This window comes from Devosia sp. 2618, assembly GCF_040546815.1.
Classification (GTDB): domain Bacteria; phylum Pseudomonadota; class Alphaproteobacteria; order Rhizobiales; family Devosiaceae; genus Devosia.
In genome coordinates this window covers 791,297-813,353 of the sequence record NZ_JBEPOO010000001.1, presented here as the reverse complement: position 1 = coordinate 813,353, position 22,057 = coordinate 791,297, and the positions used below count along the sequence as shown (strand labels likewise).

The window sequence follows — 22,057 nt, the reverse complement described above, 5'->3', positions numbered from 1 at the left end:
GGAAGCGAGATAGGACTTAGCCCTTGCTAAGTCCGTGATCGAGCAGGAAGGGGGTATCTCTCAGCATACGCGATGGCAGAAACCCAGCCTCAGACAATCCCCGCACAAAACGCCTGGATCCGCTTCACAGCCTCTTCCAGTTCCGCATTGCTCGCCGCATAGCTCAACCGAAAATGCCCCGGCAGCCCAAACGCCGCGCCATGCACCAGCGCCACGCCGGTCTCTTCCAGCAGCGCCAGCACGAAATCCTCGTCGGTCACCAGCTTGGTGCCACCCGCGCTGGTCTTGCCCAGTAGCCGCTGGCATGACGGGAACACATAAAACGCCCCCTCCGGCGTCAGACAATCGAGTCCCGTATTGGCATTGAGCCCGGCCACCACCAGATCGCGGCGCTGCTGGAACACCGCGCGCCACTCGGCCAAAAACTCCTGCGGCCCGTTGAGCGCTTCCACCGCAGCCCATTGCGAGATCGAGCTTGGATTGGTCGTCGACTGCCCCTGCAGCTTGGTCATCGCCGCCAGCAGCGGACGCGGGCCCGTGCAATAGCCGATGCGCCAGCCGGTCATGGCGTGCGACTTGGACACGCCATTCATCGTCAGCGTGCGCGGCTGCAGCTTTGGTTCGACCTGCGCGATGGTGGCAAACGTGCCGCCGTCATAGACCAGCACTTCATAGATATCGTCTGTCAGGATGTGCACATGCGGATGGCGCAGCAACACGTCGGCCAACCCGCGCAGTTCCTCAGCCGAATAGGCCGCGCCCGTGGGGTTGGATGGCGTGTTGAGCAGCAGCCACTTGGTCTTGGGCGTGATCGCCGCTTCCAGAACCTCGGGGCTCAGCTTGAAGCCCGTCGTAGCATCAGCCACCGCAAACACCGGGTCAGCGCCGCACAGCCGCACGATTTCGGGATAGCTCACCCAATAGGGCACCGGCACCACGACTTCGTCGCCGGGGTTCAGCGTCGCCATCAGCGCATTGAAAATGATTTGCTTGCCACCCGAGGACACAAAGCAGTCGGCAGCCGTGACATCGAGCCCGTTGTCGCGCCGGAACTTGGCCGCCACGGCTTCCTTGAGCTCGGCAATGCCATCGACATTGGTGTAACGGGTTTTGCCCGCGTCCATCGCGGCCTTGGCAGCGTTGCGCACATTTTCCGGGGTATTGAAGTCAGGCTCGCCGGCCGACAGCGCAATGATATCGCGCCCCTCCTGCGCCATCACGCGGGCCTTCTGGGTAATCGCAACCGTCGCCGACGGCGCCACACGCCCCAAAGCCTCAGACAAGAACCCCATCACCGCCTCCTGTTAATTCGCAGGTGTGATAGAGCGCCCCCACGCGTCGGGCAAGGCCTATGACGGCGCGGCTGTACTGGCTCGCACCACCAATTGCACATCCAGCATCTGCCGCCCTTCCGGGCCATCACCGTCAAGGATTGCCAACACCGCCCGACGCCCCAATTCGGCAATCGGCTGCGACACCGTCGTCAGCGGCGGCACCGACTCGGCGGCTTCTGGCACCCCGTCGAAACCGACAATCGACACATCGCCTGGCACCGCAATGCCACGCCGCTTCAGCCAGTCCATGGCGATCAGCGCAATCCGGTCCGACATGGCCAGAATGGCCGTTGGGCGCGGGCCATTGGCGAACAGATCCTCGAGGCACGCCACAACGCTCTCCTCGTTGTTTCGCGTCTCAAACACGGTGATCTCGTCGCGCGCGATCCCCGCCGCCTCAAGCACCTGCCAATAGCCGGTGATGCGATCATGGGAGGTCGTATAGAGCGATGCATCCGCCTCGGCTGCCGTCACCCGACCAAAATGGCGCTCGCTATACTCCGTGCTGAGCACGGCGAACTTGCGGTGTCCCAGGTCCACCAGATGCCGCGCCGCCGACGCCGCCCCACCAATATTGTCGACCACAATGGCCGGAACGCTGCCATCGTCGGTGCCCAGCGACAGCGCCATGAACGGCAATTGCCGTTCGCGTGTCAGCTCCACCAGCCGGTCGCCCCCATCGACACACAGCAGCACAAAGCCATCGACCAGCGCGCTCTGAATATTCCACGCCAGCTTTTCGGGGTTGCCCGCCGATACCAGCGACAGCCCCGCCCCATTGGCGTCGCAGGCGTCGGAAATGCCCGCCATCAACGCCCGCGCATAGGGGTCTTCGAAGAAGTACTTCATCGGCTCTACTGTCGCGACGCCAATGGCATTGATCTTGCCCGCCCGCAGCAGCCGCCCGGTCAAGCTAGGCCCCGCATAGCCAAGCTCCTTGGCCACCGCCAGCACATGCTCGCGCACTTCCTCGCGCACCACGTCGGGCTTGCTGAACACGTTGGACGCGGTGCCCTGCGATACACCCGCCGCCTTCGCCACGTCCTTGAGCTTGATGCTGGTCTCGGCCTTGTTGTTCACGTCCGCCTGCTCCCTGCTTGGGCATTGAACTAACACGGTTCTTGTATCGGTTCAAATTTGCCTTGACTCCGTCCATGTCAAGGCGCATTTTTGAACCGATTCAAGAAACCTCACATCTGGATATTGAACCGATTCAAAAGGACTTTCCAAATGATACCCGCAAGCTACATGTTCAAGGACATCTATCACCAACACTGGGAACAGCCCGACGCCCCGGCGTCTGCCGAACAAAACCACGCCCCAAAAGGCGGCCTGCTGACCCCGCTCGCACACTTGCTTCGCGCCATCACGACCCGTCGCAAATCAGCAACCGGCTACCAGATCAGCAGCCCCGCCTATGACTAGTCAACCTTGGGAAACATCCCGGTATCGGCGCTAGATCCCGATGCCGGGCTCCCGACGCAGCATCACGCCCTGCACGCGCCAGCCCTGGCCCGGCTCGTCGGCAAGTTCATACAGCGCTTCATAGAGCGACTGGTTTGCCCCGACGAACTTGACGACCTGCACCACCGCCGTGTCACCGGCCTTGCTGAATTCGCCAAAACTGTGTGAGCGGGACTCCACGATTGCCGCATATCCCGACGCCGCGATCACCGCGTAAAACGCCTCCGGCTGGCCCTCGAAACGGGTCCGAAACCCCTCCCCCGCCAGTGCCAGCGCCGCCGCGCCATCCTTGGCGCGGAACGCCTCGATCTGCCCGGTTACCGTCGCATGCCAGGGCGTCGATTCACTTTGCGCCAGCGCCGGAACGACCAGAGCCATCACCATTAATGCGACTGCGAAAATCCCGCGCATGGTCGTCTCCCGTTGGGTGGCTGCATTAACGGGGTGTTAACCATGCCACAGTTCCGCCCTCAAATGGTACGCGACCCACCCAATTCGCCTCAAATTGGAAACGCATTCATCAGGCTTAGTTTAGCGCATCACAACGACAAGGCACGACGTCGATCCCATGCACAAATCTACGTCCCCCAAGCGGAAAAGTTTCAAGGTTTACGCCATCTCCTCAACGGCCGTTCTGGTCGGCGGGGTGGCCACGGCCCTGATCGCCGGCGTCACACCGGCAACTGCCGCAAATCTTGCGCACCAGCCCGACGCCCAGATCGTGGCGTTCATGCTGCCGCTGACCATTCTTGTTCTTGCGATGTTGTTCGAAGTCGCGCGCATTGCCTTGCGCGGCAATATCCCGGTGCAAGCCCGGGCTTCCCGTTCGGCCCGCCTGCAGTGGTCCACCGACCGCGCAGAGGGCTGAGCCTCCAAAGCTCTCCTGACCAACTGGGCTGGCCTTGTGCCAGCCCTTTTTCTTTGGCCGTTCAGACCATCGACTTATTGCCGCCAGCAGCATGCTGGTCCAAACTCGTGGTGAGGAGGAAATCAACATGCTTGTCGAGACCATCCTGCAAACCAAGGGTGTCGTCGTTCACACCCTGCCCGAAACGGGCACACTGGGCGACGTCGTCGCCGCGCTCAACAGCCACAATATTGGTGCCGTCGTCATCACCGATGTCGGTGGCGATATCATCGGCATCCTGTCCGAACGCGACATCGTGCGTCGCCTCGGCAAAGATCCTGCCGGCGCCCTGAGCCTGCGCATCGGCGATTGCATGACGCGCAGCGTCGTGACCTGCACTCGCAATACCGACCTCGATGAGGTCATGGAGCGCATGACTCGCCAGCGCATTCGCCATATGCCTGTTGCCGATCACGGTCACCTGCTCGGCATTGTGTCGATTGGCGACGTGGTCAAGCACAAGATCGAGGAGATCGAGCGCGAAGCCGAAGTGCTCAAGGAGTACATCGCCAGCTAGGCCGCAGTTGCCCCATGCCCGCTCCCCGGCTAGCATCGCGCCAGCTAGGGGGCCGGCATGAAACGGTTTGTGTACTGGGCGCTCGGCATCCTCGCCGCGCTTGCCATTGTGTTGTTCCTCGCCATTCGCTTCAGCCCATGGCCTGCGGTGGCGCTGATCCAATACGTCTTCGCCCAGGGCGACGCCGCCTCCGAAGCGCGGCTTGAAAAGCACGTCCCGCCCGGCCTCGTCAGCCGCACCAGCCTGCCCTATGGCGGCGGCACCTCCGAAATCTTCGACATCAACCTGCCCCCCAATGCCAGTGGCCCACTCCCGGTCATCGTCTGGGTCCATGGCGGCGCCTGGATCGCCGGTAGCAAAGAAGGCGTCTCCAACTATCTCAAGGTGCTGACCGGCTATGGCTACGCCACCGTCGGCCTGGAATATTCTACCGGCTTCGGCACCACCTATCCAACGCCCGTCCGGCAGGTGAACGCCGCCCTGGGCCACATCGAGACCCACGCCGCCGATCTCGGTATCGACCCCAGCCGCATCATTCTTGCCGGCGATTCCGCCGGTGCCCAGCTTGCCGCCCAGGTCGCCAATCTCACCACCGACGCCGACTATGCCCGCGCCGTCGACATCGAACCAACCATCACCGCCGACCAACTGGCTGGCGTCCTGCTGGTTTCTGGCGCCTATGACATGCAGCAGGTTCGCGACAGCGGCGACATGTCATGGTTCATCAATGCGGTACTCTGGGCCTATTCCGGCGTCAGCGACTTCTTCGACGACGACCAGTTCGAGCTCGCCTCGGTCGGCCGCTACGTCACTGCCAGCTTTCCGCCCGCCTATGTCACCAGCGGCAATGGCGACCCGCTCGCCCCGCAGGCCGTCGCCCTCGTCGACCGCCTCACAGCGCTCGACGTTCCGGTCGAAAGCCTCTTCTTCGCCGCCGATCACCAACCTGCGCTGCCGCACGAATATCAGTTCAATCTCGACACGCCCGAAGGCCAGCAATCCCTCCAGCAAATGCTGGCTTTTATCGCCCAAAGGGTGGACCCGACTCCATAACCAGTCGGCGTTCATTACCAACCTGACCAAGTGTTCATCCCACCGCAAGGTCAGGAACAGGCGACCCATCCTATGTTGACGATACCGGATCACCCGGCTCCCATGCAAAGGATCTACCCATGAAGACGATCACCTCGACCGCCATTGTGGCCCTGATGACAGCCACTATCGGCCTGTCCGCAGTTGCCCCAGGGTTTGCACAGACGCCAACCGCGCCAGTCCAGGCCGAACAGCAAAAGTCCTTCCGCCCTGACAATCAGGGCCCACGTCACGGCGGCCCACGCGGCGGCGGCGACTTCCTCAATTTCGACCGCGGCTCCGAAGCCGTGGAAATTGCCCTGGTGCGCCTCAGCCACCGCATCGAGCTGACCGCCACCCAGCAGCCGCTGTTCGACGCATTCAAGACCGCCGCCCTCACCGCCGCCACCGACTTCACCAAGGTGACTGACGCCCTGCGCCCCGCCGCGCCAGTCGAAGGCCAGACGCCAACCCCACCAGCCTTCTCCGAGCGCCTCGACAACAGCATCAAGCTGCAGGCCGCTCGTCTGGACGCTCTCGAAGCCATCCAGCCATCGGCCAAGGCCTTCTTTGATAGCCTGACCGCCGAACAGCAGATGGCCCTCGCTCCCCAGCGCCCAGATCGCAATGGTGGTCCCGGCCTCAATCGCGGCCCAGGCAATATGGGTCAGCCCGGTGGCCATGGCCACGGCCCACAGGGCGGCCCCGGTGCTCCACCCGCACCACCAGCGCCCGCAACGAACGGCTAAACCGTCTCCGTAGCGTCGCCCCGCAAACCCTCACCCGGCGACGCTACCCGGCACCATCTCCGCCCCCGAGATGGCGCTGCGCGAACCCCGCCCCTCAACCGGTCGGGGTTTGCTTTTGTCCAACCATCCTCTACCAATCGAGGTCCCACCGACTGGACACGCACCATGACCGCCCTGCCCCTCGATCCGGCTCGCATCCGCGCCGAGTTCCCCGCCTTTGCCGAACCGTCCCTGCAGGGTCAGGCCTTCTTCGAAAATGCCGGCGGCTCCTACACGTCGCGCGCGGTGCTCGCCAAGCTCGACCATTATTACCGCGCCACAAAAGTGCAGCCCTATGGCTATTACCCGACATCAATCGAAGCTGGCGAGGCGATGGACCTCAGCTTCACCCGCATGGCGCAGGCGCTCAATGTTACCGCCGACTGGATTCATTTCGGCCCCTCGGCCTCGGCCAATACCTATGTGCTGGCCAAAGCCTTCGGCGAGTATTTGCAGCCCGGCGATGCCATCATCGTCACCAATCAGGATCACGAAGCCAATTCCGGTAATTGGCGGCGGCTGGCCAAAATGGGCGCCGAAATCCGCGAGTGGAAAGTCGATCCGCAGACCGGCCGCCTGTCGCTGGCCGATCTCGACCGTCTGCTCGACGCCAAGGTCAAGCTCGTCGCCGCGCCGCATTGCTCCAATGTCGCGGGCGAAATCAATCCCATCGCCCAGATCGCCGCCAAGGCCCACGCTGTTGGCGCAGTCACCGCCATCGACGGCGTCAGCTACGCACCACACGGCCTGCCTGATCTTGAAGCGCTTGGCGCCGACATCTATTTCTTCTCGGCCTATAAGGTCTTTGGCCCGCATCAAGGCGTCATGGCCGTGCGCCCCGAACTGGCCATGGCCCTCCCCAATCAGGGTCACTTCTTCAACGACAGTAAGCCACGCTATCGCCTGACCCCGGCCGGCCCCGACCACGCCCAGATCGCCGCCTCGTCCGGCATTGTCGACTATCTCGAAACCGTCGCGGCCATCGCAGGCGATAGCGTCGAAGGCGCCGATCCCTTCCGCCGCGCCCACTCAGCCATGCGCGCCCAGGAAATCGCCCTGGCGACTCCCCTGCTCGACTATCTGCGCCAGAAAAACTCCGTCCGCCTCATCGGCCCCGACGATCCCGCCAGCCGCGCGCCCACCATCGCGCTGGCCCTCAACGAACCCGGCGCCGTCGTCGCCTCACGCCTTGCCAAACACGGCATCATGGCCGGCGGCGGCCACTTCTACGCCTACCGCCTCCTCGAAGCCGTCGGCATTGCCCCCACCCACGGCGTCCTCCGCCTCTCCTTCGTCCACTACACCAGCCCCCAAGAAATCCAGCAACTGATCGCAGCATTGGATGCGGAATTGAAATAGGCGAACAGTTCCCTACCGCGGAGTAGTTCCCGCGATGAAAGTGGAAGACATGTCTAATGAGCTGATCCCTCAGTCGGCCACCCTCCCCCTTGCGGGCTTCGATCGGTCCCGCAGGGCAAATCGCTCCAGTGGAGCGATTTGAGGAGAGAAGGCCATGAGAGCTGCGCTCGAATGGCGAGGAAGCGAGATAGGAGTTAGCTTGCTAACTCCGTGATCGAGCAGGAAGGGGTATCTCTCCGAGAGCACAATGCTCGCGTGTCCCCCACCCTAGATCCCTCCCCGCAAGGGGGAGGGCGTCGACTGACACACCGAAGAATAAGCCCCACCGCGCTCCAACCACCCCCGAGTCTCACCCCATGTCCCGCCCCGTCGCCGCCCTGCTGCTTCTCATCTGCACCATGCTTTGGGGCTTCGCGTTCATCGCGCAGAAAACCGCGATGGATAACATGGACCCGCTGACCTTTGCGGGTGTGCGCTACCTGCTCGGCGGTCTTCTCGTCCTGCCGATCGCGCTTTGGGAACGCCGCCGTCGTGCCACGCCGCTGACCATGGGCAATTGGCTTCTGATCCTTGCCATGAGCGCGATGTTCTTTATCGGCTCCTACCTGCAGCAGGCCGCTCTCTCCTCGACCACCGCCACCAATGCGGGCTTCCTCACCGGCCTCTACGTGTTCTTCGTGCCCCTGCTCGGCTACGTGCTGTTTCGCACCCGCCCACACCCGATCATTCTGGTCTGCGTGCCGCTCGCTCTTGTTGGCATTTACTATCTGAACGGAGGCGGCCTCCACAGCTTCAACAGCGGCGACGGCATGCTGGTCATCAGCGCCGCCTTCTGGGCCATGCACGTTATTCTACTGGGTAAAGTGGCGCGCGAAACCGGCCTGCCGATCTTTGTGTCCGCCGTCAGCTTCCTGCTCGCTGGCGTCGTCGCCTCGGGTCTGGCCTTCGCCTTTGAAACCCCGACCATGGAAGGCATCAGCGCCGGCTGGATCGAGATTGCCTATGTCGGCATTCTGTCGACCGCCGTGGCTTTCACCTTCCAGGCCATCGGCCAGCAATATGTGCCGCCCGCCAATGCCGCGATCATTCTGTCGGCGGAAAGCCTGTTCGCGGCCATTGGCGGCGCCCTGCTGCTGGGCGAGCGTCTGCCGCCCATCGGCTATGCCGGGGCTGCCCTGATTTTCTTTGCGGTGCTGGCGGTCGAAGCCATCCCGCCGCTATGGGCGAGACGGCGCATTCACGTGCCGCGAACGACCAATTAGTCGTAGCGGAACAGCCGATAGGTCTTGCAGATGATAAAGGCCACACAGCCCTGCAACTTGATCTCGTCCTCGCCGACCATGGTGATCGTGCCGCCGGCCGACTGACCGAAAATGTGCAGGTCGCCCTTCCACTGGTTGTCCGACACCTTCTTGGCGTGATCGATCAGCAGGGTGTTGAGATATGGCATGTTCTCGTCATTGTCGGCGCCGCGCCCAAGCCAGATCAGCGTACCGCACAGCTCGGTCTTGTCCGCGCCGCAGAGCTCGACGCTGTACCGCGAGTCCTGCATCTCGATTTCCCAGGTGCCCTCAGGAGAGGCAGCCATTGCCGGCTGTGCCATCGTAAAAAGGGCGCCAAGCAACAGGGCAAATTTACGCATAGAAGAACTCCATTTTCAGCAGCATTACTCTGCCACAGCCAACCTGAACTGCAACTGAACGAATTACAAAACGCCGTCATCCTCGCGTCATGCAGGCCCATTAGGTTGCGATCATCCCGGCCTACCCCGGCTCGGATCGCCGCGCCCCGCGTCCCCACGTTGCGCCCGGCCTATTGGAGAGCCCGGCCGCCAACCCCGGTTCTCTCCCGCCGAACCTGTCGGCATTTGGCCGCCCCCGCCGGGCGGCCTCTTTTTTGGCGCTGCTACAGCCGCTCCATCACGATAGTCCGCACCGGCGTGCCCATTTCGGTGTCTGGATGCTCGTCCACTTCCACCCAGCCCCGCGACAGGTAAAAGTCCCGCGCCCGCACATTGAACGCCCGCACATCCAGCAGCCGCGCACCTTCACCTTCTGCCGCGTCCATCAACACGCCACCGATCCCGGTGCGGATCGCCCAGCTATCGACATGAATGGCGTGCAGGTGGCCAACATCAAGATGATACATGCCCACCACCACGCCGCCGCGCTCCGCGACCTTGAAGGCGCCCAGATACATATCGACATAACCGTTTGCCGGCCGCTCGGCATCATAGCGCGCCACACTCGCCGCGCTCACATGCGGCGCCCAATGCGCCCGCCACGACCGATCGAGCAGCGCCTTGAGCGCCTCAGCATCTTCCGGCCGAGCCGGACGAACCGTGATTTCCACCTTGCGCCCTCGCAATGAACTGTTGATCGTTGCGCGCCATAGCTTCATGCCACGTCGCGCAGGGTCTATTGCCTAACCACACGCATTGCCGCAACCCGCGAGATCGGCGCCGACATGGCCAAGCTATACTTCTCCTACGCAGCCATGAATGCCGGCAAGTCCACCTTGCTGCTGCAGGCCGCCTATAACTATCGCGAGCGCGGCATGCGGCCCCTGCTCTACACATCCTCGCTTTATGTCGAAAACGGCATCGGCCTCATCTCCTCGCGCATCGGTATTTCCGAACCCGCGCAGCTCTATTCCACTGAGGACGACCTGTTTCACTCCATCCACGAAGAGCTTGAAGTCGGCAAGGTCGACTGCGTCTTCGTCGATGAGGCCCAGTTCCTCACCCCCGAACAGGTCTGGCAACTCGCCCGCGTCAGCGACCGCCTCAAAATTCCGGTCATGTGCTTTGGCCTGCGCACCGATTTTCAGGGCAAACTCTTCCCCGGCTCGCAGCAACTGCTTGCCATTGCCGATGTGCTGCGGGAAATTCGCACCATCTGCGAATGTGGCGCCAAGGCCACCATGGTCGTGCGTCAAAGCGCCGAAGGCCGCGTGCTGACCGATGGTGAACAGGTGTCGATTGAAAAGTCAGTCTACATTTCCCTCTGCCGCAAGCACTGGGAAGAGGCTGTTGGCCGCTGGCCGGTAAAAGGACCATGACCCATGAATAGCGACGCTACCGAACCCAAGGGTGCCCTCACCATCCGCACCCTGGCCATGCCAGCCGATACCAATCCGGCCGGCGACATTTTCGGCGGCTGGGTGCTCAGCCAGATGGATATTGCCGGCTCCATCGCCGCCCATGAGCGCGTACAGGGCCGCACCGTCACGGTTGCCGTCGAAGCCATGACCTTCATCGCTCCGGTCAAGGTCGGCGATGTGCTGTGCATCTATTGCACCGTCGAGCGCGTCGGTAACACCTCCATCACCGTCGCCATGGAAGCGTGGGCCCGCCGCAACCGGCTGGCCGACCGCGTCAAGGTCACCGAAGGGCGCTTTGTTTACGTGTCGATCGGCGAAGACGGCCAGAAGCGCCGCATCGATCCCTGATCGTTCAGCCAGCGTTCAGAATGGCGCCGATAAATACGCCCTACACGTCGCGGTGCCCCAGTTCGTCGAGTTGGGACAAGGCTCCGTAGACACTCAACAAATATCACGTTCGGGAACTCTTTTCAGTGTCCTCCCGTTCATGAGACAACAAGGGCCAAGACTCACCGACCGCCAGAGCGTCATCCCACAACGGGGCTGGTCGGAGAGCATGAGGAGCGCCACATATGAAGCGTACTACCCGTAAGATGTTGCTGAATTTCGCTACCGGTATCGCCGTCGCGGCCACAGCCGCAGTGGTATTCCTGCCCGCCGCTTATGCAGCGCCAGGAGTTGTTACGGCCAACGTCAATGTGCGTTCCGGCCCCGGCACCAATTACCCGGTCATCGATACAGCGCGCACCGGTACCCGTGTTGATGTGCAGCAGTGCCAGGGTTCGTGGTGCTATGTCACCAATAACGGCCGCCCAGGCTGGGTCTCGGCGACCTATCTGAGCGCTGGCCAGTCAGGCGCAACGCCAGTCAATCCAACCCAGCCCGGCCTGTCCTTCGGCTTCTCGACCGGCCCCGGCGGCCCGACTTTCAACTTCGGCGTCGGCCAGCCACAGGTTCAACCCCCGATCATCGTGCAGCCGCCAGTCGTGCGGCCGCCGGTTCAGCCTCCGATCGTGGTTCAGCCACCGCGTCCAGGCCCAGGGCCAACGCAGCCACCACGTCCGCCACGCCCACCGATCATTGATCCAGTGCCAGTGGCCGCCGAAGTGTGCTTCTACGACCAGCGCGGTTTCCGTGGCCCAAGCTTCTGCCTTGAGTCCGGCGACAATGTTGCCAATCTGAACAACTGGGCTGACCGTATCTCGTCCATCGAGAACCGTTCGGGTCTTGAAGTTCAGGTCTGCACACAGAGCAATTATCGCGGCTGCCGCACCTACACCACATCCAGCTCGCAGCTGGGCGACTATGACGACTACATCGTCTCGGTCCGCGTCCGCTAGAAGCAGCGACGGCTAATCATGAAAGGGCGCAGCTTTTGCTGCGCCCTTTGCTTTTGCGCACTTGGAGCGAACCCGCCGCCAAGCTATGGTGCGGCAGCAAATCAGTACCGGAATCCATAAATGCGCCAAATCGGCCGCCTCTCGACCGCACTTGTTGCCAGTTTTGTGGCATTCATCCTGCTCTTTTCAGCGCCTGTCATGGCTGCCGAAGCAGGCACGCACGCCTGGAGCACCAAGACCCTCGTCCTGCGCGCTGGCCCCGGCCGCGAATATCAGCCGACCGGCAATCACATCCAGGCCGATGTCGCCATCAAGGTGCTGCGCTGCCAGACCATCTGGTGCAATGTTGAAGGCCCCGGCGGCCGCGGCTGGACCGCAAAGCACGCCATCGATTTCGGCCTTGGCCCCAACACCGCCGTTTATCGCACGCCTGGCCCGCGTCAGGTCTGCTTCTACCAGGGCGCCAATTACACCGGCAAAGAATACTGCTTCGGCGCCGGCGTGGTGGTGAAGGATCTGGCCCTGCTCGGCCTCGACAACGCCTTCTCCTCGGTCAAACTGAGCGGCGGCGCCAATGTTGCCGTCTGCCGCGACCGCTTCTTCCAGAGCTATTGCGAACGCGTCATCACGCCCCAGCCAGTGCTCGACCAGTACCTGCGCGGCGCGCTGTCTTCCATTCAGGTCTACTGATTTCAACGACGCTTTCAGCGCGTTTTCTGCCTTGAACGGCGCTGCTCCATCCGGGCGGCGCCGTTTCACTTTAGGAAAATCTGCCGACATTTGACTTGACGCTAAGCCGCTCACACCAAATAGCTTATGGCTGATTTTGGTCCTCCAGAGCGATGCGCGTATGCCCCCAGCCTACCCCCTGGCGCCCGTCCGAACCGAAGCCCTGCTGCGCATCCAGGCTGCCGCGCTTCAAGCCCACCCCAAATTCGATCAAGCCCTCCACCTCTACACGCGCGGCGTCTCCGACTATCGCGAAGCCAATCACGGCATCGGCAAGCTGACCGCCAACGAAGACCGCTACCGGGCACTCAATTTCTTCTTCTACCTCTGGGCCGAAAGCGTCGCCAAAGGCGAAGGCGGCGCCGTCACCTATAGCGCGCTGTTTGAAGTCTGCCGTCGCGGCGAGGTCACCACGCGCACCCTCAAGACCATGCTGGCTCTGGCCATTTTCACCGGCTTTGCCGAACGGCGTCCCCACCCCACCGACCGCCGCAGCAAGCTCTACATTCCCACCGCGCGCATGATCGCCTTCCCCGATTACTGGATCACGCCAGCCGCTGCCGCCAACGACCTGCTGCTGCCCGGCGCCGACCGCGTCCGGCGTCTGCGCGACGATCCTGACCTGCTGGTCCATTTCTTCCGCAGTTCCGGCCGCGAATTTGGCGCCGGCGTCCAGCCGATGACCATTCAGCCCGAATTCATGGCCTTTTACGGCAACAAGGAAGGCGGCAGCGCCATGGTGATGGCGCTCTTGCTTGCCGATATGGAAAACCTGCCCCCGCCCAATCGTGCCGAAATATCGCGCCGCTTTGGCCTGTCCAAAAGCCAGGTCACCCAGTTGATCGCCCAGGGCCAGGCTGCCGGCATGCTACAGATCAGCGACGGCGTCGTCCGCGCCACCCAGACACTGCACGACGACCACGCCGAATGGACCGCCCTGTGCCTTGCCTTTCTCGACCCGCATATGTGTCCGCCCGACCACGTCGCCTAGGAAAAAAATCGGGTACGTTTCTAACCGCGACACGCAAAAACGGCGCGGCTATCAGCCAAGGCAAGGTTGAACATCTACTCGGCGACGCAAACCCACCGCATCGCCGTTCTGGGGGCATAAATGGTGAGTTCTCTTTCTTTCAAACGCGCTGTCGCAAGCAGCGTGCTGACGCTAACGCTGGCCGCGCCGGTTCTGGCCGCGCCACCTGTCGCCCCTGATTACAAGGCGGAATACGAAAGCCAGCACGGCCTTGAAATGATTGGCGTCAAAGCCGCGTGGGACAAAGGCTTCACCGGCAAAGGCGTCCTTGTCGGCGTAACCGATACCGGCCTCGAAATCGGCGCAGGTCTGCATCCAGATCTGGTCAATAGTTACAGCGGCATATCATTCGACGGATTCGGCGTTGGCATGACAGACCTCCACGGCCACGGCACGCATGTCGCCGGCATTATTGCAGCGGCACGCGACGGCATCGGCATGGTGGGTGTCGCCTATGACTCCAAGATTGTTCCCATTCGGTTTCTGACTGGAACCGCAGGCGACCCAACAGCTCCAACCGAAGACATTCTCAACTTTGGGATCGACAACGGCGTTCGTATTTTCAACGCATCGTGGGGCGCAGATGGCGACCACACGGATATAGGCCCGCGGCTGACTGACGATGATACGCCCGAGAGCCGCGCATTCCGTCGGCTGGTAAGCTCTGACTCGGTAATTGTCTTTGCTACTGGAAACGACCTGGACAAGGGCTTTACCGAACCAAGCATCAATGCCGCTCTGCCCTACTACTTTCCCGAACTGCAACCAGCCTGGCTGGCAGTGACGTCTGTAAACCGCGCGGGCGATCAGGCCTGGTACGCGCAGGGTTGCGGCGTTGCGGCCCTTTGGTGCGTAGCAGCCCCAGGTGGCGACACCACCGACCGACCTGAGGACGGTATCTATTCTGCATGGAAGGGGAAGACCTACCTCCATGAACAGGGCACTTCGATGGCCGCCCCGCACGTCACCGGTGCGCTCGCCATCGCCCGCCAGATGTATCCCAATGCCCGGATGCAGGACCTCTCCCAACTGGTCCTCAACACCGCCACCGACATCGGGGAAAAGGGCATCGACCCGACCTTTGGCTGGGGTCTGCTGAACATCACCAATATGGTCGCCACCCAGTCAGCCGAAGCTGGCTCGATCTACGCGCAGGCTGGTTGGGCCCAGTCCGCCACCCTTGATCGCGTCATCGATCAGGTCAGCGGCCGCCGCGCCGTCACCGAGAAGGACGGCACCCCGTTCTGGGTCACCCCATTCGGCGCCTTTGGCGGCCTCTCCTCCGGCAATCCAGATTTCGCAGGCACCTACACGACCACCGGCGTGGTCGCAGGTCTCGATCTCTACAGCGACAAGCAATGGCGCGCCGGTATCACCCTCGGCACCAGCGGCCACGGCTTCAGTTCCGACACCGGCAATAGCGCGTCCGATTTCGGCCTCCATGGCGGCGGCTACCTCTCCTATGACAACAGTCAGGTCTTTGCCGATCTGGTCATCGGCGGCAGCGGCTTCTGGGGCCAGACCACCCGCAACACCGCTCCGGGCCTCACCGGCACCGTGCTGGGCGGCAGCTTGGGCAATGTCGGCGACCACTCCGATTTCGCCCTCTGGGGCGATCTACGCGGCGGCGCCCATGTCGATCTCAACAGCGTCTCCCTGTCGCCCTACGCCTTCGCCCGCGCCGTCAGCCAGAACCTTTCCGGCGTCGTCGAAACCGGCAACAATGCGCTGGTGCTCGACGTCGTCTCGGCAACCCATCGTCGCCTCGAAGTCGGTATCGGCTTTGAAATCGCGGCAGCGCCCATCGCGCTCGAAGCCTACTCGCTGACCCCATCGCTCGATCTGGCCTATGGCCGCGTCATCGGCGATGACTATGCCCGCGATTTCGCGCTTCTCGGCACGTCCTTCCAGACCGCCACCGACACGCCCGGCCCCGATGTGCTGCATCTGGGCGCTGCCCTGACCCTCACCAGCCTCACCGGTCCGCTCGACGCCAAATTCGCCTATCAGGGCGACTACCGCGCCGGCGCTTCGACCCACACGGTTTCGGCGAAAATATCGGGCCAGTTCTGATCCCAATCGAGAGGCGGCATCACCGCCGCCTCTTCCTCGCTGCGCAGCAGATGCGTGCAGCGAACACAGCATAGCGCACGATTTGCAAAGTCTGCCAGCCCGCTCGGGCAGTTGGCATTCACCCGCGAACTGGATTACGAAGAACACTCTGCAATTTTTTCGCGAGTGACATCATGGGTTTCTTCGACGACATCAAGAACAAGGTTCTCGGCGCACCAGCTGCAACCACGGCCACGCCAGCACCGGCTCCGGCCCCAACGGTCAACGTCGCTCAGCAAGCTGCCATTGATGCGGGCATCGCCGCCGCCAACAAGGTGATCGCCGACGCCGTCGCCGCCAATGCCGCCGCCGCCGCTTCTGCCAAGTCCGTCGACGTTGCTGCTGTGCTCGACGCTGCCGTCGCCAAGTCCGGCCAGAAGCTCGACTGGAAGCACTCCATCGTCGATCTGCTCAAGGCGCTCGATCTCGACAGCTCGATCACCGCACGCAAGACGCTGGCCGACGAACTCGGCTACACCGGCGACAAGTCCGATTCCGCCACCATGAATGTCTGGCTGCACAAGCAGGTCCTGACCAAGCTCGCTGCCAATGGCGGCACCGTGCCTGCCACCCTGCTTGCCTAAAACCGAATTCCGGGGGCCATCACTAGGTGGCCCTCGATGCCCGGCCCGCGCGCCGGTTCCTGACACCGCCTGTCAGCAGCGCCTGTTCCCTCTCCGTTCGATAACGGTTAAGTTCTGCGGAACATTGCATAAGCGCGGCTCGTTCCCCATTTGAGTCGCCTCTCCAAGCACATTGGTATTCTCATGGCCGATAAGTCAGCACGCCCCGGCAAAGCCGAGTTCTCCATCGACGACTTCCTCGGCGAGATCGAGAAGGCCGAGGATATGGCTGCAAGCAAGCCGCTTTACGCCGAGCGCATGCGCAACAAGCGCGCGCTGGACCGTGCCGACCAGAAGGTCGCCGCCGACGCTGCTGCCGCCGAAGAAGCCGCTGCCAAGGCCGCCGCGCAGGCTGAGAAGAAAAAGACCGCCCTCGAAAAGCGCCGCACCACGAAGTCCAGCCACGACAGCGTCACCGGCATGAGTGCCAAGGCGCCCAAGTCCAAGGCCAATTCCGTCGAGCGCGTCGATTTCTCCGGCATGGGCGAAAGCCCGCAGGCCGGTTTCGGCCACATGCCGTCCGCCGCCGCGCTCAACGCCCGCGATGCCGCCGCCGATCCGGAGGCGCAGGCCAAGCTGCGCGAAGCGCTCGACGCGTCGGTCAAAAAGAACAAGGCCCGCAAGGGCGAGAGCTTCGAAAACGCCCAGACCGTCGGCATCACCGCCACCGTCAAGGCGCTCGAACAGATCATCCTGCATGGCCGCAAGGAGGTGGAAGGCTCCTCCCCCTGGGTGCCGCACAAGGCCCAGTCCAACCTCAAGCGCCTCGCCGGCCAGCCTTTCCGCATGGTCACGCCCTACCAGCCTGCCGGCGACCAGCCCACCGCCATTGCCGAGCTGGTCGAAGGCGTCAACAATGGCGAAAGCGACCAGGTCCTGCTCGGCGTAACCGGTTCGGGCAAGACCTTCACCGCCGCCCAGGTCATCGCCCGCACCAATCGCCCCGCGCTGATCCTGGCTCCCAACAAAACCCTCGCCGCCCAGCTCTATGGCGAGTTCAAGACCTTCTTCCCCGACAACGCGGTGGAATATTTCGTCTCCTACTACGACTACTACCAGCCCGAGGCCTATGTGCCGCGGACCGATACGTACATCGAGAAGGAATCCACCATCAACGAGCAGATCGACCGCATGCGCCACTCGGCGACGCGCGCGATCCTGGAGCGCGATGACGTGATCATCGTCGCCTCGGTGTCCTGCATCTACGGTATCGGTTCGGTCGAAGACTACACGGCCATGACCATCGACGTGCAGAAGGGCCAAAAGATCGACCAGCGCGAGCTGCTCGCCAAGCTCGTTGCCCTGCAATACAAGCGCGGCGATACCGGCTTCGTGCGCGGCACGTTCCGGGTGCGCGGCGATACCGTCGAAATCTTCCCCGCCCACTATGACGCGGCGGCCTGGCGCGTGACGCTGTTCGGCAACGAAATCGAATCCATCACCGAGTTCGACCCGCTGACCGGCAAGAAATCCGCCGATCTCACCTTCATCCGCGTTTTCGCCAATTCCCACCACGTGACGCCGCGCACCACGATGAACCAGGCGATCAAGCTGATCCGCGCCGAGCTCAATGCCCGCCTGCAGGAGCTCAACGGCGCCGCCCGGTTCCTCGAAGCCCAGCGGCTGGAACAGCGCACGCTGTTTGATCTCGAAATGATGGAAGCCACCGGCTCCTGCGCCGGCATCGAGAACTATTCGCGCTACTTCTCCGGCCGCAAGCCCGGCGAGCCACCGCCAACCCTGTTCGAATATCTGCCCGATAACGCGCTGGTTTTCGTCGACGAAAGCCACGTCACCATCGGCCAGCTCGGCGCCATGTATCGTGGCGACCTGCGCCGCAAGGCGACCCTTGCCGAATACGGCTTCCGCCTCCCCTCCTGCATGGACAATCGCCCGCTGCGGTTCGAGGAATGGAACGCCATGCGCCCGCAATCGGTCTATGTGTCGGCCACGCCCGGCGCCTGGGAAATGGACCAGACCGGCGGCGTCTTTGCCGAACAGGTCATTCGCCCCACCGGGCTGATCGATCCCCCGGTCGAAATCCGCCCCGCCAAGGCGCAGGTCGATGATGTGGTCGACGAAATCCGCCAGACCAACAAGAAGGGCTACCGGACCCTGCTCACCGTCCTCACCAAGAAAATGGCCGAGGACCTGACCGAATATCTCCACGAACAGGGCATTCGCGTGCGCTACATGCACTCGGACGTCGACACCATCGAGCGCATCGAAATCATCCGCGATCTGCGTCTTGGGGCATTCGACGTACTGGTGGGCATCAACCTGCTGCGCGAAGGCCTCGACATTCCCGAATGCGGCCTCGTGGCCATTCTCGACGCCGACAAGGAAGGCTTCCTGCGGTCGGAAACGTCACTGATCCAGACCATCGGCCGCGCCGCGCGTAACGTCGACGGCAAGGTCGTGCTCTATGCCGACAAGGAGACGGGCTCCATGCAGCGCGCCCTGGCCGAAACCAGCCGCCGCCGCGAAAAGCAGATCGCCTACAACACCGAACACGGCATCACCCCCGCCTCCGTCCGCTCCAACATCCACGACATCGTGGACAGTGTGTACGAACGCGACCACGTCACCGTCTCGATCGGCAAAGGCCGCGACGGCAAAGAACAGACCCAGGTCGGCGCCAACCTCGCAGCGGTTATCAAGGACATGGAAGCCCAAATGCGCGAAGCCGCCACGAACCTGGAGTTCGAAAAGGCAGCGAGGCTGCGCGACGAAGTCAAGCGGTTGCGGGAAATGGAGTTGGATACGTTAAGTGGGGAAGTGTCGTAGCGTCCTTCTCAAGTTCAACGCACTTGATAAAGCTGTCTACTCCACGACTTCGTCACTCTCAGATAGAAGTTGATCGGCGGGGCGTTGCTTCAGCATTTTGGATAGTCCCGCTGCATCCATGGTGTTTTCCGCGAAAGCCTTTGCCGCGTTCGCTCTCCAAACTAGGTCGCCAGACTCCACGAAGTTACGTCGTTGTTCCCGAACAACGGACACAGCATTTTTGGCCCACGCTACAAACTCGTCTAGGGGCCAAAGCCAAACCGTCCCCAAATGCGGGATAGCTCCTTTAGTAGCGGCCTTCACCGGTGTGACAAGAACTGGCAACATATCTAGGCCTTTGGAGGGTTCGACGTTTGCCTCCATCCACTTGGGATGGCTTGCGGCTTGCCTTGCCTTGTTTGCTCCAAGCACCGATGAGGGATCTGCATTCGCGTGATCTTCGAAAACGAAGCAAGTACTAGGCGAAAGCCACCATGGGTCAGGGGACGCATCTACTTCAACCTTGCCAGCGCCAAAGCCGAGCAACTCACCTAGAAGCTTGTGGGCATTCTCGAATGTTTCTGGCTTTTCCAGACCAGACAGAATTTCCTTCTCGCGGCGAGCGAAAGCTCGGTCATGTAGCACACCAAATTTCTCTAACACCTCTTCAACGCGCTCCAGTTGGACTGAAAGCTCAGCCTCCTCACTTTCCTCGGATGTGAGGGCAACTGCCTGATACCGCGCTAGGCTAATGAGCCACGGAATGGCATTGGCCGCCTTCTTTGCTCCAGAGAAATGTAGACGCGCTTTATCCGCAGTGCCTGGCGCTCCTTCTTTGGATGCGAGCCAAGCGGCGCTACCTGCCAAATAATGCCACAAGGCTCGATAGCCACGGAGTTCGGGGTTACCTATTTTCGCCAAAACCGTTTCGGCAGCCGCCATTGCGGCCTCAAAATCTCCTGACCACATGCTCTTTTGGTAGGCTATTTCTGACCCGACTGCGTCACCGAGCTCCGCCATGGCAGGAAAGGGTTCCCTCTTAAACTTCGCCCGCTCCGACACAATCAGTTTGTTAACCTGTTCCCAATCATCGGAATTTTCGATGAAAGTTCGAAAATTCTCGAGAAAGTCTTCCGCCGATCGTTCGGTTGACTGATCCACGCCGAACCAAAGCTCCGCTTGTAATTCCGGATGGAAATATCTTCGACGTTTCGGATCGGCTACGTAGTCCTCAAGCTCTTGGCCCGTAATGAAGACGGCGGAGTAGTCCTCGAGTGACCTCGTGCACCGTCCAATTGCCTGTATGACTCGCGTCTGAATCCTCTCGTTGAACAGAACGTTTGCACCCATTCGGGCCATTAGAAATTTTTCCTGACTGTTTGTTGCCTTTGGTAGGCCGTCAACGCACAGAAAACGGCATTCATCCTTGGGAAAATCAATCCCATCATAGCGGCTTGCCATCGCTGCCACGGCACGGGGGGCGGCAATGAACGGCTGCTTAGAGGCTTCTATGTCGGCCGCTGAAAAAACGGGATAACGCAGCCGCACACGGACTTGCTCTGAAATCGCGTCGCAAGCGGGTTGGGAAGGGGTCAACACCAGCGACCTACCCGCCTCCTGCATCAGTCCAAGCCGCAGCACGTCTGTCTCCTTGGCATCAAGGGACATCCCAGGAAACATGAAGAAGCGGCGGCCCACGCCTTGCTGCTCCCATCCCTTAGGAATGGCAACACGTTGAATCTTATCGCGGCCGGTTAGCCGTTCGAGGTCGCCGCCATCACCAAGCGTGGCGGACATGAAGAGTCGTTGCTTAGCTGACGCGAACGGCAAGTGGTCCCACGTGGGCGGTATTAGAGGCCTTATTAGTATGTCACGCGAAGAGAGATAGATATGGCAAGATGAAAGATGGTCACGAACTGCGGACCACTGGTACTTTAGCCCGGAGGGTTCCGCGTGCTCGTCGAGTATCTCAAACAACTGGTCGTGAATTTCATGCAGAAGTGGCGTTGGAACCTTATCGACCCAGTTTGCGTCCGTGCTATCTTTCCAGTTTCCAATCAACCTAGAATAGTTGATACGACTGATATGGGGCCGAAATATACCAGCTAGTGCAGCTTGAAGCGGCTTATGATCCGCCTCTTTGAAGTCTACTTTCATCGACCACATGCCAGCAATGTAATTTTCTGCTGCGTGCGCATCGTCGACTATTATTATGTCAGCGTCTGAAAAATATGGATTTGTATTAAATAACGAACTGTATGTGGTTACAGCAATTTTCTCCGAGTTCCGGTACGAAGTTTTCTTCTGGACGTCATAATTTTTAACGCTACCCGTAAAGCCAATTGCGTTGATGCCATACTTCTCCTCAGACTGTTCCACCGTCTGGTTTACAAGCTGCACCGTGGGGCAAAGGTAGACCACCCGTTCTCCAAATTTTCTACGTCGCCACTCGCCGATAAGCAGACCAACCAACGTTTTTCCGCTACCTGTAGGCAATTGAAGAGCTACATCGGGGCGATTGAGAGCCTCCGCGGCATACGCACGCATAATCTCCTGCTGATGCGGAAGTACGTTAGGTATTTTTCTTCTCGGCAATTGCAAAAACAGCAGATCCGGCGTCTCCGGAACCGCCTCTTCGTGCGCAGGTTTCTTAAATGCCATGGATTACCCCTCGAATCGTTTTGGGTATACTTCACTAGTCTGGCGACGTACGCCACAAACGTCGGAATGATAGCTAAGAGCGAGATGTTAGACGTCTGCTTCCTCCGCGCGCAATCGCCTCACACGGCACACCATCCCCACGCCATCCAGTTCGCGACGACGCCCTGCGCCAGTCGTCAATTTAACCACCGACGCACCTTGTGCTCGCCCCCTCGACTCCCCAACCCGATACAAGGTAGAACAAAGAAAGAACA

General features: G+C 61.4%; 21 protein-coding genes. 15 read left to right on the top strand and 6 right to left on the bottom strand.

Annotated features, from left to right (window positions below):
• Positions 1–89 precede the first annotated feature (89 nt).
• Together ABIE28_RS04090 and ABIE28_RS04085 are read right to left on the bottom strand one after the other, a co-directional pair.
• A complete protein-coding gene (locus ABIE28_RS04090) occupies positions 90–1,292 on the bottom strand; it encodes a pyridoxal phosphate-dependent aminotransferase (protein ID WP_354060381.1) in 1,203 nt (400 codons plus the stop codon).
• A 57-nt stretch (positions 1,293–1,349) separates the two neighbouring features.
• Positions 1,350–2,414 carry a LacI family DNA-binding transcriptional regulator gene (locus ABIE28_RS04085; RefSeq protein ID WP_354060380.1) on the bottom strand — a complete coding sequence of 355 codons (1,065 nt, stop codon included), beginning with the start codon at positions 2,412–2,414 and terminating at the stop codon, positions 1,350–1,352.
• A 150-nt stretch (positions 2,415–2,564) separates the two neighbouring features.
• Here ABIE28_RS04085 and ABIE28_RS04080 point away from each other — a divergent pair, with 150 nt between their 5' ends.
• Entirely contained in the window at positions 2,565–2,759 is a 195-nt protein-coding gene (locus ABIE28_RS04080) for a hypothetical protein (RefSeq protein WP_354060378.1), read from the top strand.
• Between the two features lie 30 nt (positions 2,760–2,789).
• On the opposite strand, the gene ABIE28_RS04075 is transcribed toward ABIE28_RS04080, so the two are convergent.
• On the bottom strand, positions 2,790–3,209 hold the full coding sequence (locus ABIE28_RS04075) for a DUF4864 domain-containing protein (RefSeq protein ID WP_354060376.1): 420 nt from the start codon (positions 3,207–3,209) through the stop codon (positions 2,790–2,792).
• 157 nt (positions 3,210–3,366) lie between these two features.
• Between ABIE28_RS04075 and ABIE28_RS04070 the strand changes: the two genes are divergently transcribed.
• From ABIE28_RS04070 to ABIE28_RS04045, 6 genes are all read left to right on the top strand, one after another.
• The gene (locus ABIE28_RS04070; protein WP_354060374.1) at positions 3,367–3,666 is read left to right on the top strand and encodes a hypothetical protein; all 300 of its coding nucleotides are present in this window, start codon (positions 3,367–3,369) and stop codon (positions 3,664–3,666) included.
• A gap of 127 nt (positions 3,667–3,793) precedes the next feature.
• Complete coding sequence (locus ABIE28_RS04065; RefSeq protein ID WP_354060372.1) at positions 3,794–4,222, top strand: CBS domain-containing protein; 429 nt, start codon at positions 3,794–3,796, stop codon at positions 4,220–4,222.
• A gap of 57 nt (positions 4,223–4,279) precedes the next feature.
• The gene (locus ABIE28_RS04060) at positions 4,280–5,275 is read left to right on the top strand and encodes an alpha/beta hydrolase (RefSeq protein WP_354060370.1); all 996 of its coding nucleotides are present in this window, start codon (positions 4,280–4,282) and stop codon (positions 5,273–5,275) included.
• Positions 5,276–5,394: 119 nt separating this feature from the next.
• A complete protein-coding gene (locus tag ABIE28_RS04055) occupies positions 5,395–6,042 on the top strand; it encodes a Spy/CpxP family protein refolding chaperone (RefSeq protein ID WP_354060369.1) in 648 nt (215 codons plus the stop codon).
• A 165-nt stretch (positions 6,043–6,207) separates the two neighbouring features.
• Entirely contained in the window at positions 6,208–7,440 is a 1,233-nt protein-coding gene (locus ABIE28_RS04050; RefSeq protein WP_354060367.1) for an aminotransferase class V-fold PLP-dependent enzyme, read from the top strand.
• Between the two features lie 356 nt (positions 7,441–7,796).
• On the top strand, positions 7,797–8,702 hold the full coding sequence (locus tag ABIE28_RS04045) for a DMT family transporter (RefSeq protein ID WP_354060365.1): 906 nt from the start codon (positions 7,797–7,799) through the stop codon (positions 8,700–8,702).
• On the opposite strand, the gene ABIE28_RS04040 is transcribed toward ABIE28_RS04045, so the two are convergent.
• Both ABIE28_RS04040 and ABIE28_RS04035 read right to left on the bottom strand, forming a co-directional pair.
• A complete protein-coding gene (locus tag ABIE28_RS04040; protein WP_354060363.1) occupies positions 8,699–9,082 on the bottom strand; it encodes a DUF2147 domain-containing protein in 384 nt (127 codons plus the stop codon). The genes ABIE28_RS04045 and ABIE28_RS04040 overlap by 4 nt on opposite strands.
• Positions 9,083–9,345: 263 nt before the next feature.
• Positions 9,346–9,840: a GNAT family N-acetyltransferase gene (locus ABIE28_RS04035; RefSeq protein ID WP_354060361.1), complete on the bottom strand. Its 495-nt coding sequence runs from the start codon at positions 9,838–9,840 to the stop codon at positions 9,346–9,348.
• Positions 9,841–9,906: 66 nt separating this feature from the next.
• On the opposite strand from ABIE28_RS04035, the gene ABIE28_RS04030 reads away from it, so the two are divergent.
• The 8 genes from ABIE28_RS04030 to uvrB all read left to right on the top strand — a co-directional run bounded on the left by ABIE28_RS04030 (position 9,907) and on the right by uvrB (position 19,163).
• Positions 9,907–10,500 carry a thymidine kinase gene (locus tag ABIE28_RS04030; RefSeq protein WP_354060359.1) on the top strand — a complete coding sequence of 198 codons (594 nt, stop codon included), beginning with the start codon at positions 9,907–9,909 and terminating at the stop codon, positions 10,498–10,500.
• A 3-nt stretch (positions 10,501–10,503) separates the two neighbouring features.
• Positions 10,504–10,890 carry an acyl-CoA thioesterase gene (locus tag ABIE28_RS04025; RefSeq protein WP_354060357.1) on the top strand — a complete coding sequence of 129 codons (387 nt, stop codon included), beginning with the start codon at positions 10,504–10,506 and terminating at the stop codon, positions 10,888–10,890.
• Positions 10,891–11,114: 224 nt separating this feature from the next.
• The gene (locus ABIE28_RS04020; protein WP_354060355.1) at positions 11,115–11,882 is read left to right on the top strand and encodes an SH3 domain-containing protein; all 768 of its coding nucleotides are present in this window, start codon (positions 11,115–11,117) and stop codon (positions 11,880–11,882) included.
• Positions 11,883–12,002: 120 nt separating this feature from the next.
• Complete coding sequence (locus tag ABIE28_RS04015; RefSeq protein ID WP_354060353.1) at positions 12,003–12,572, top strand: peptidase inhibitor family I36 protein; 570 nt, start codon at positions 12,003–12,005, stop codon at positions 12,570–12,572.
• Positions 12,573–12,732: 160 nt separating this feature from the next.
• Positions 12,733–13,602 carry a hypothetical protein gene (locus tag ABIE28_RS04010; RefSeq protein WP_354060351.1) on the top strand — a complete coding sequence of 290 codons (870 nt, stop codon included), beginning with the start codon at positions 12,733–12,735 and terminating at the stop codon, positions 13,600–13,602.
• Between the two features lie 120 nt (positions 13,603–13,722).
• On the top strand, positions 13,723–15,714 hold the full coding sequence (locus ABIE28_RS04005; RefSeq protein ID WP_354060349.1) for a S8 family peptidase: 1,992 nt from the start codon (positions 13,723–13,725) through the stop codon (positions 15,712–15,714).
• A gap of 173 nt (positions 15,715–15,887) precedes the next feature.
• Positions 15,888–16,337 carry a DUF3597 domain-containing protein gene (locus ABIE28_RS04000; protein ID WP_354060347.1) on the top strand — a complete coding sequence of 150 codons (450 nt, stop codon included), beginning with the start codon at positions 15,888–15,890 and terminating at the stop codon, positions 16,335–16,337.
• A 459-nt stretch (positions 16,338–16,796) separates the two neighbouring features.
• Entirely contained in the window at positions 16,797–19,163 is a 2,367-nt protein-coding gene (gene uvrB, locus ABIE28_RS03995) for an excinuclease ABC subunit UvrB (RefSeq protein ID WP_502913425.1), read from the top strand.
• A 36-nt stretch (positions 19,164–19,199) separates the two neighbouring features.
• Here uvrB and ABIE28_RS03990 read toward each other — a convergent pair whose 3' ends face one another.
• Positions 19,200–21,803: a DEAD/DEAH box helicase gene (locus tag ABIE28_RS03990; protein ID WP_354060345.1), complete on the bottom strand. Its 2,604-nt coding sequence runs from the start codon at positions 21,801–21,803 to the stop codon at positions 19,200–19,202.
• Between the last annotated feature and the right edge of the window lie 254 nt (positions 21,804–22,057).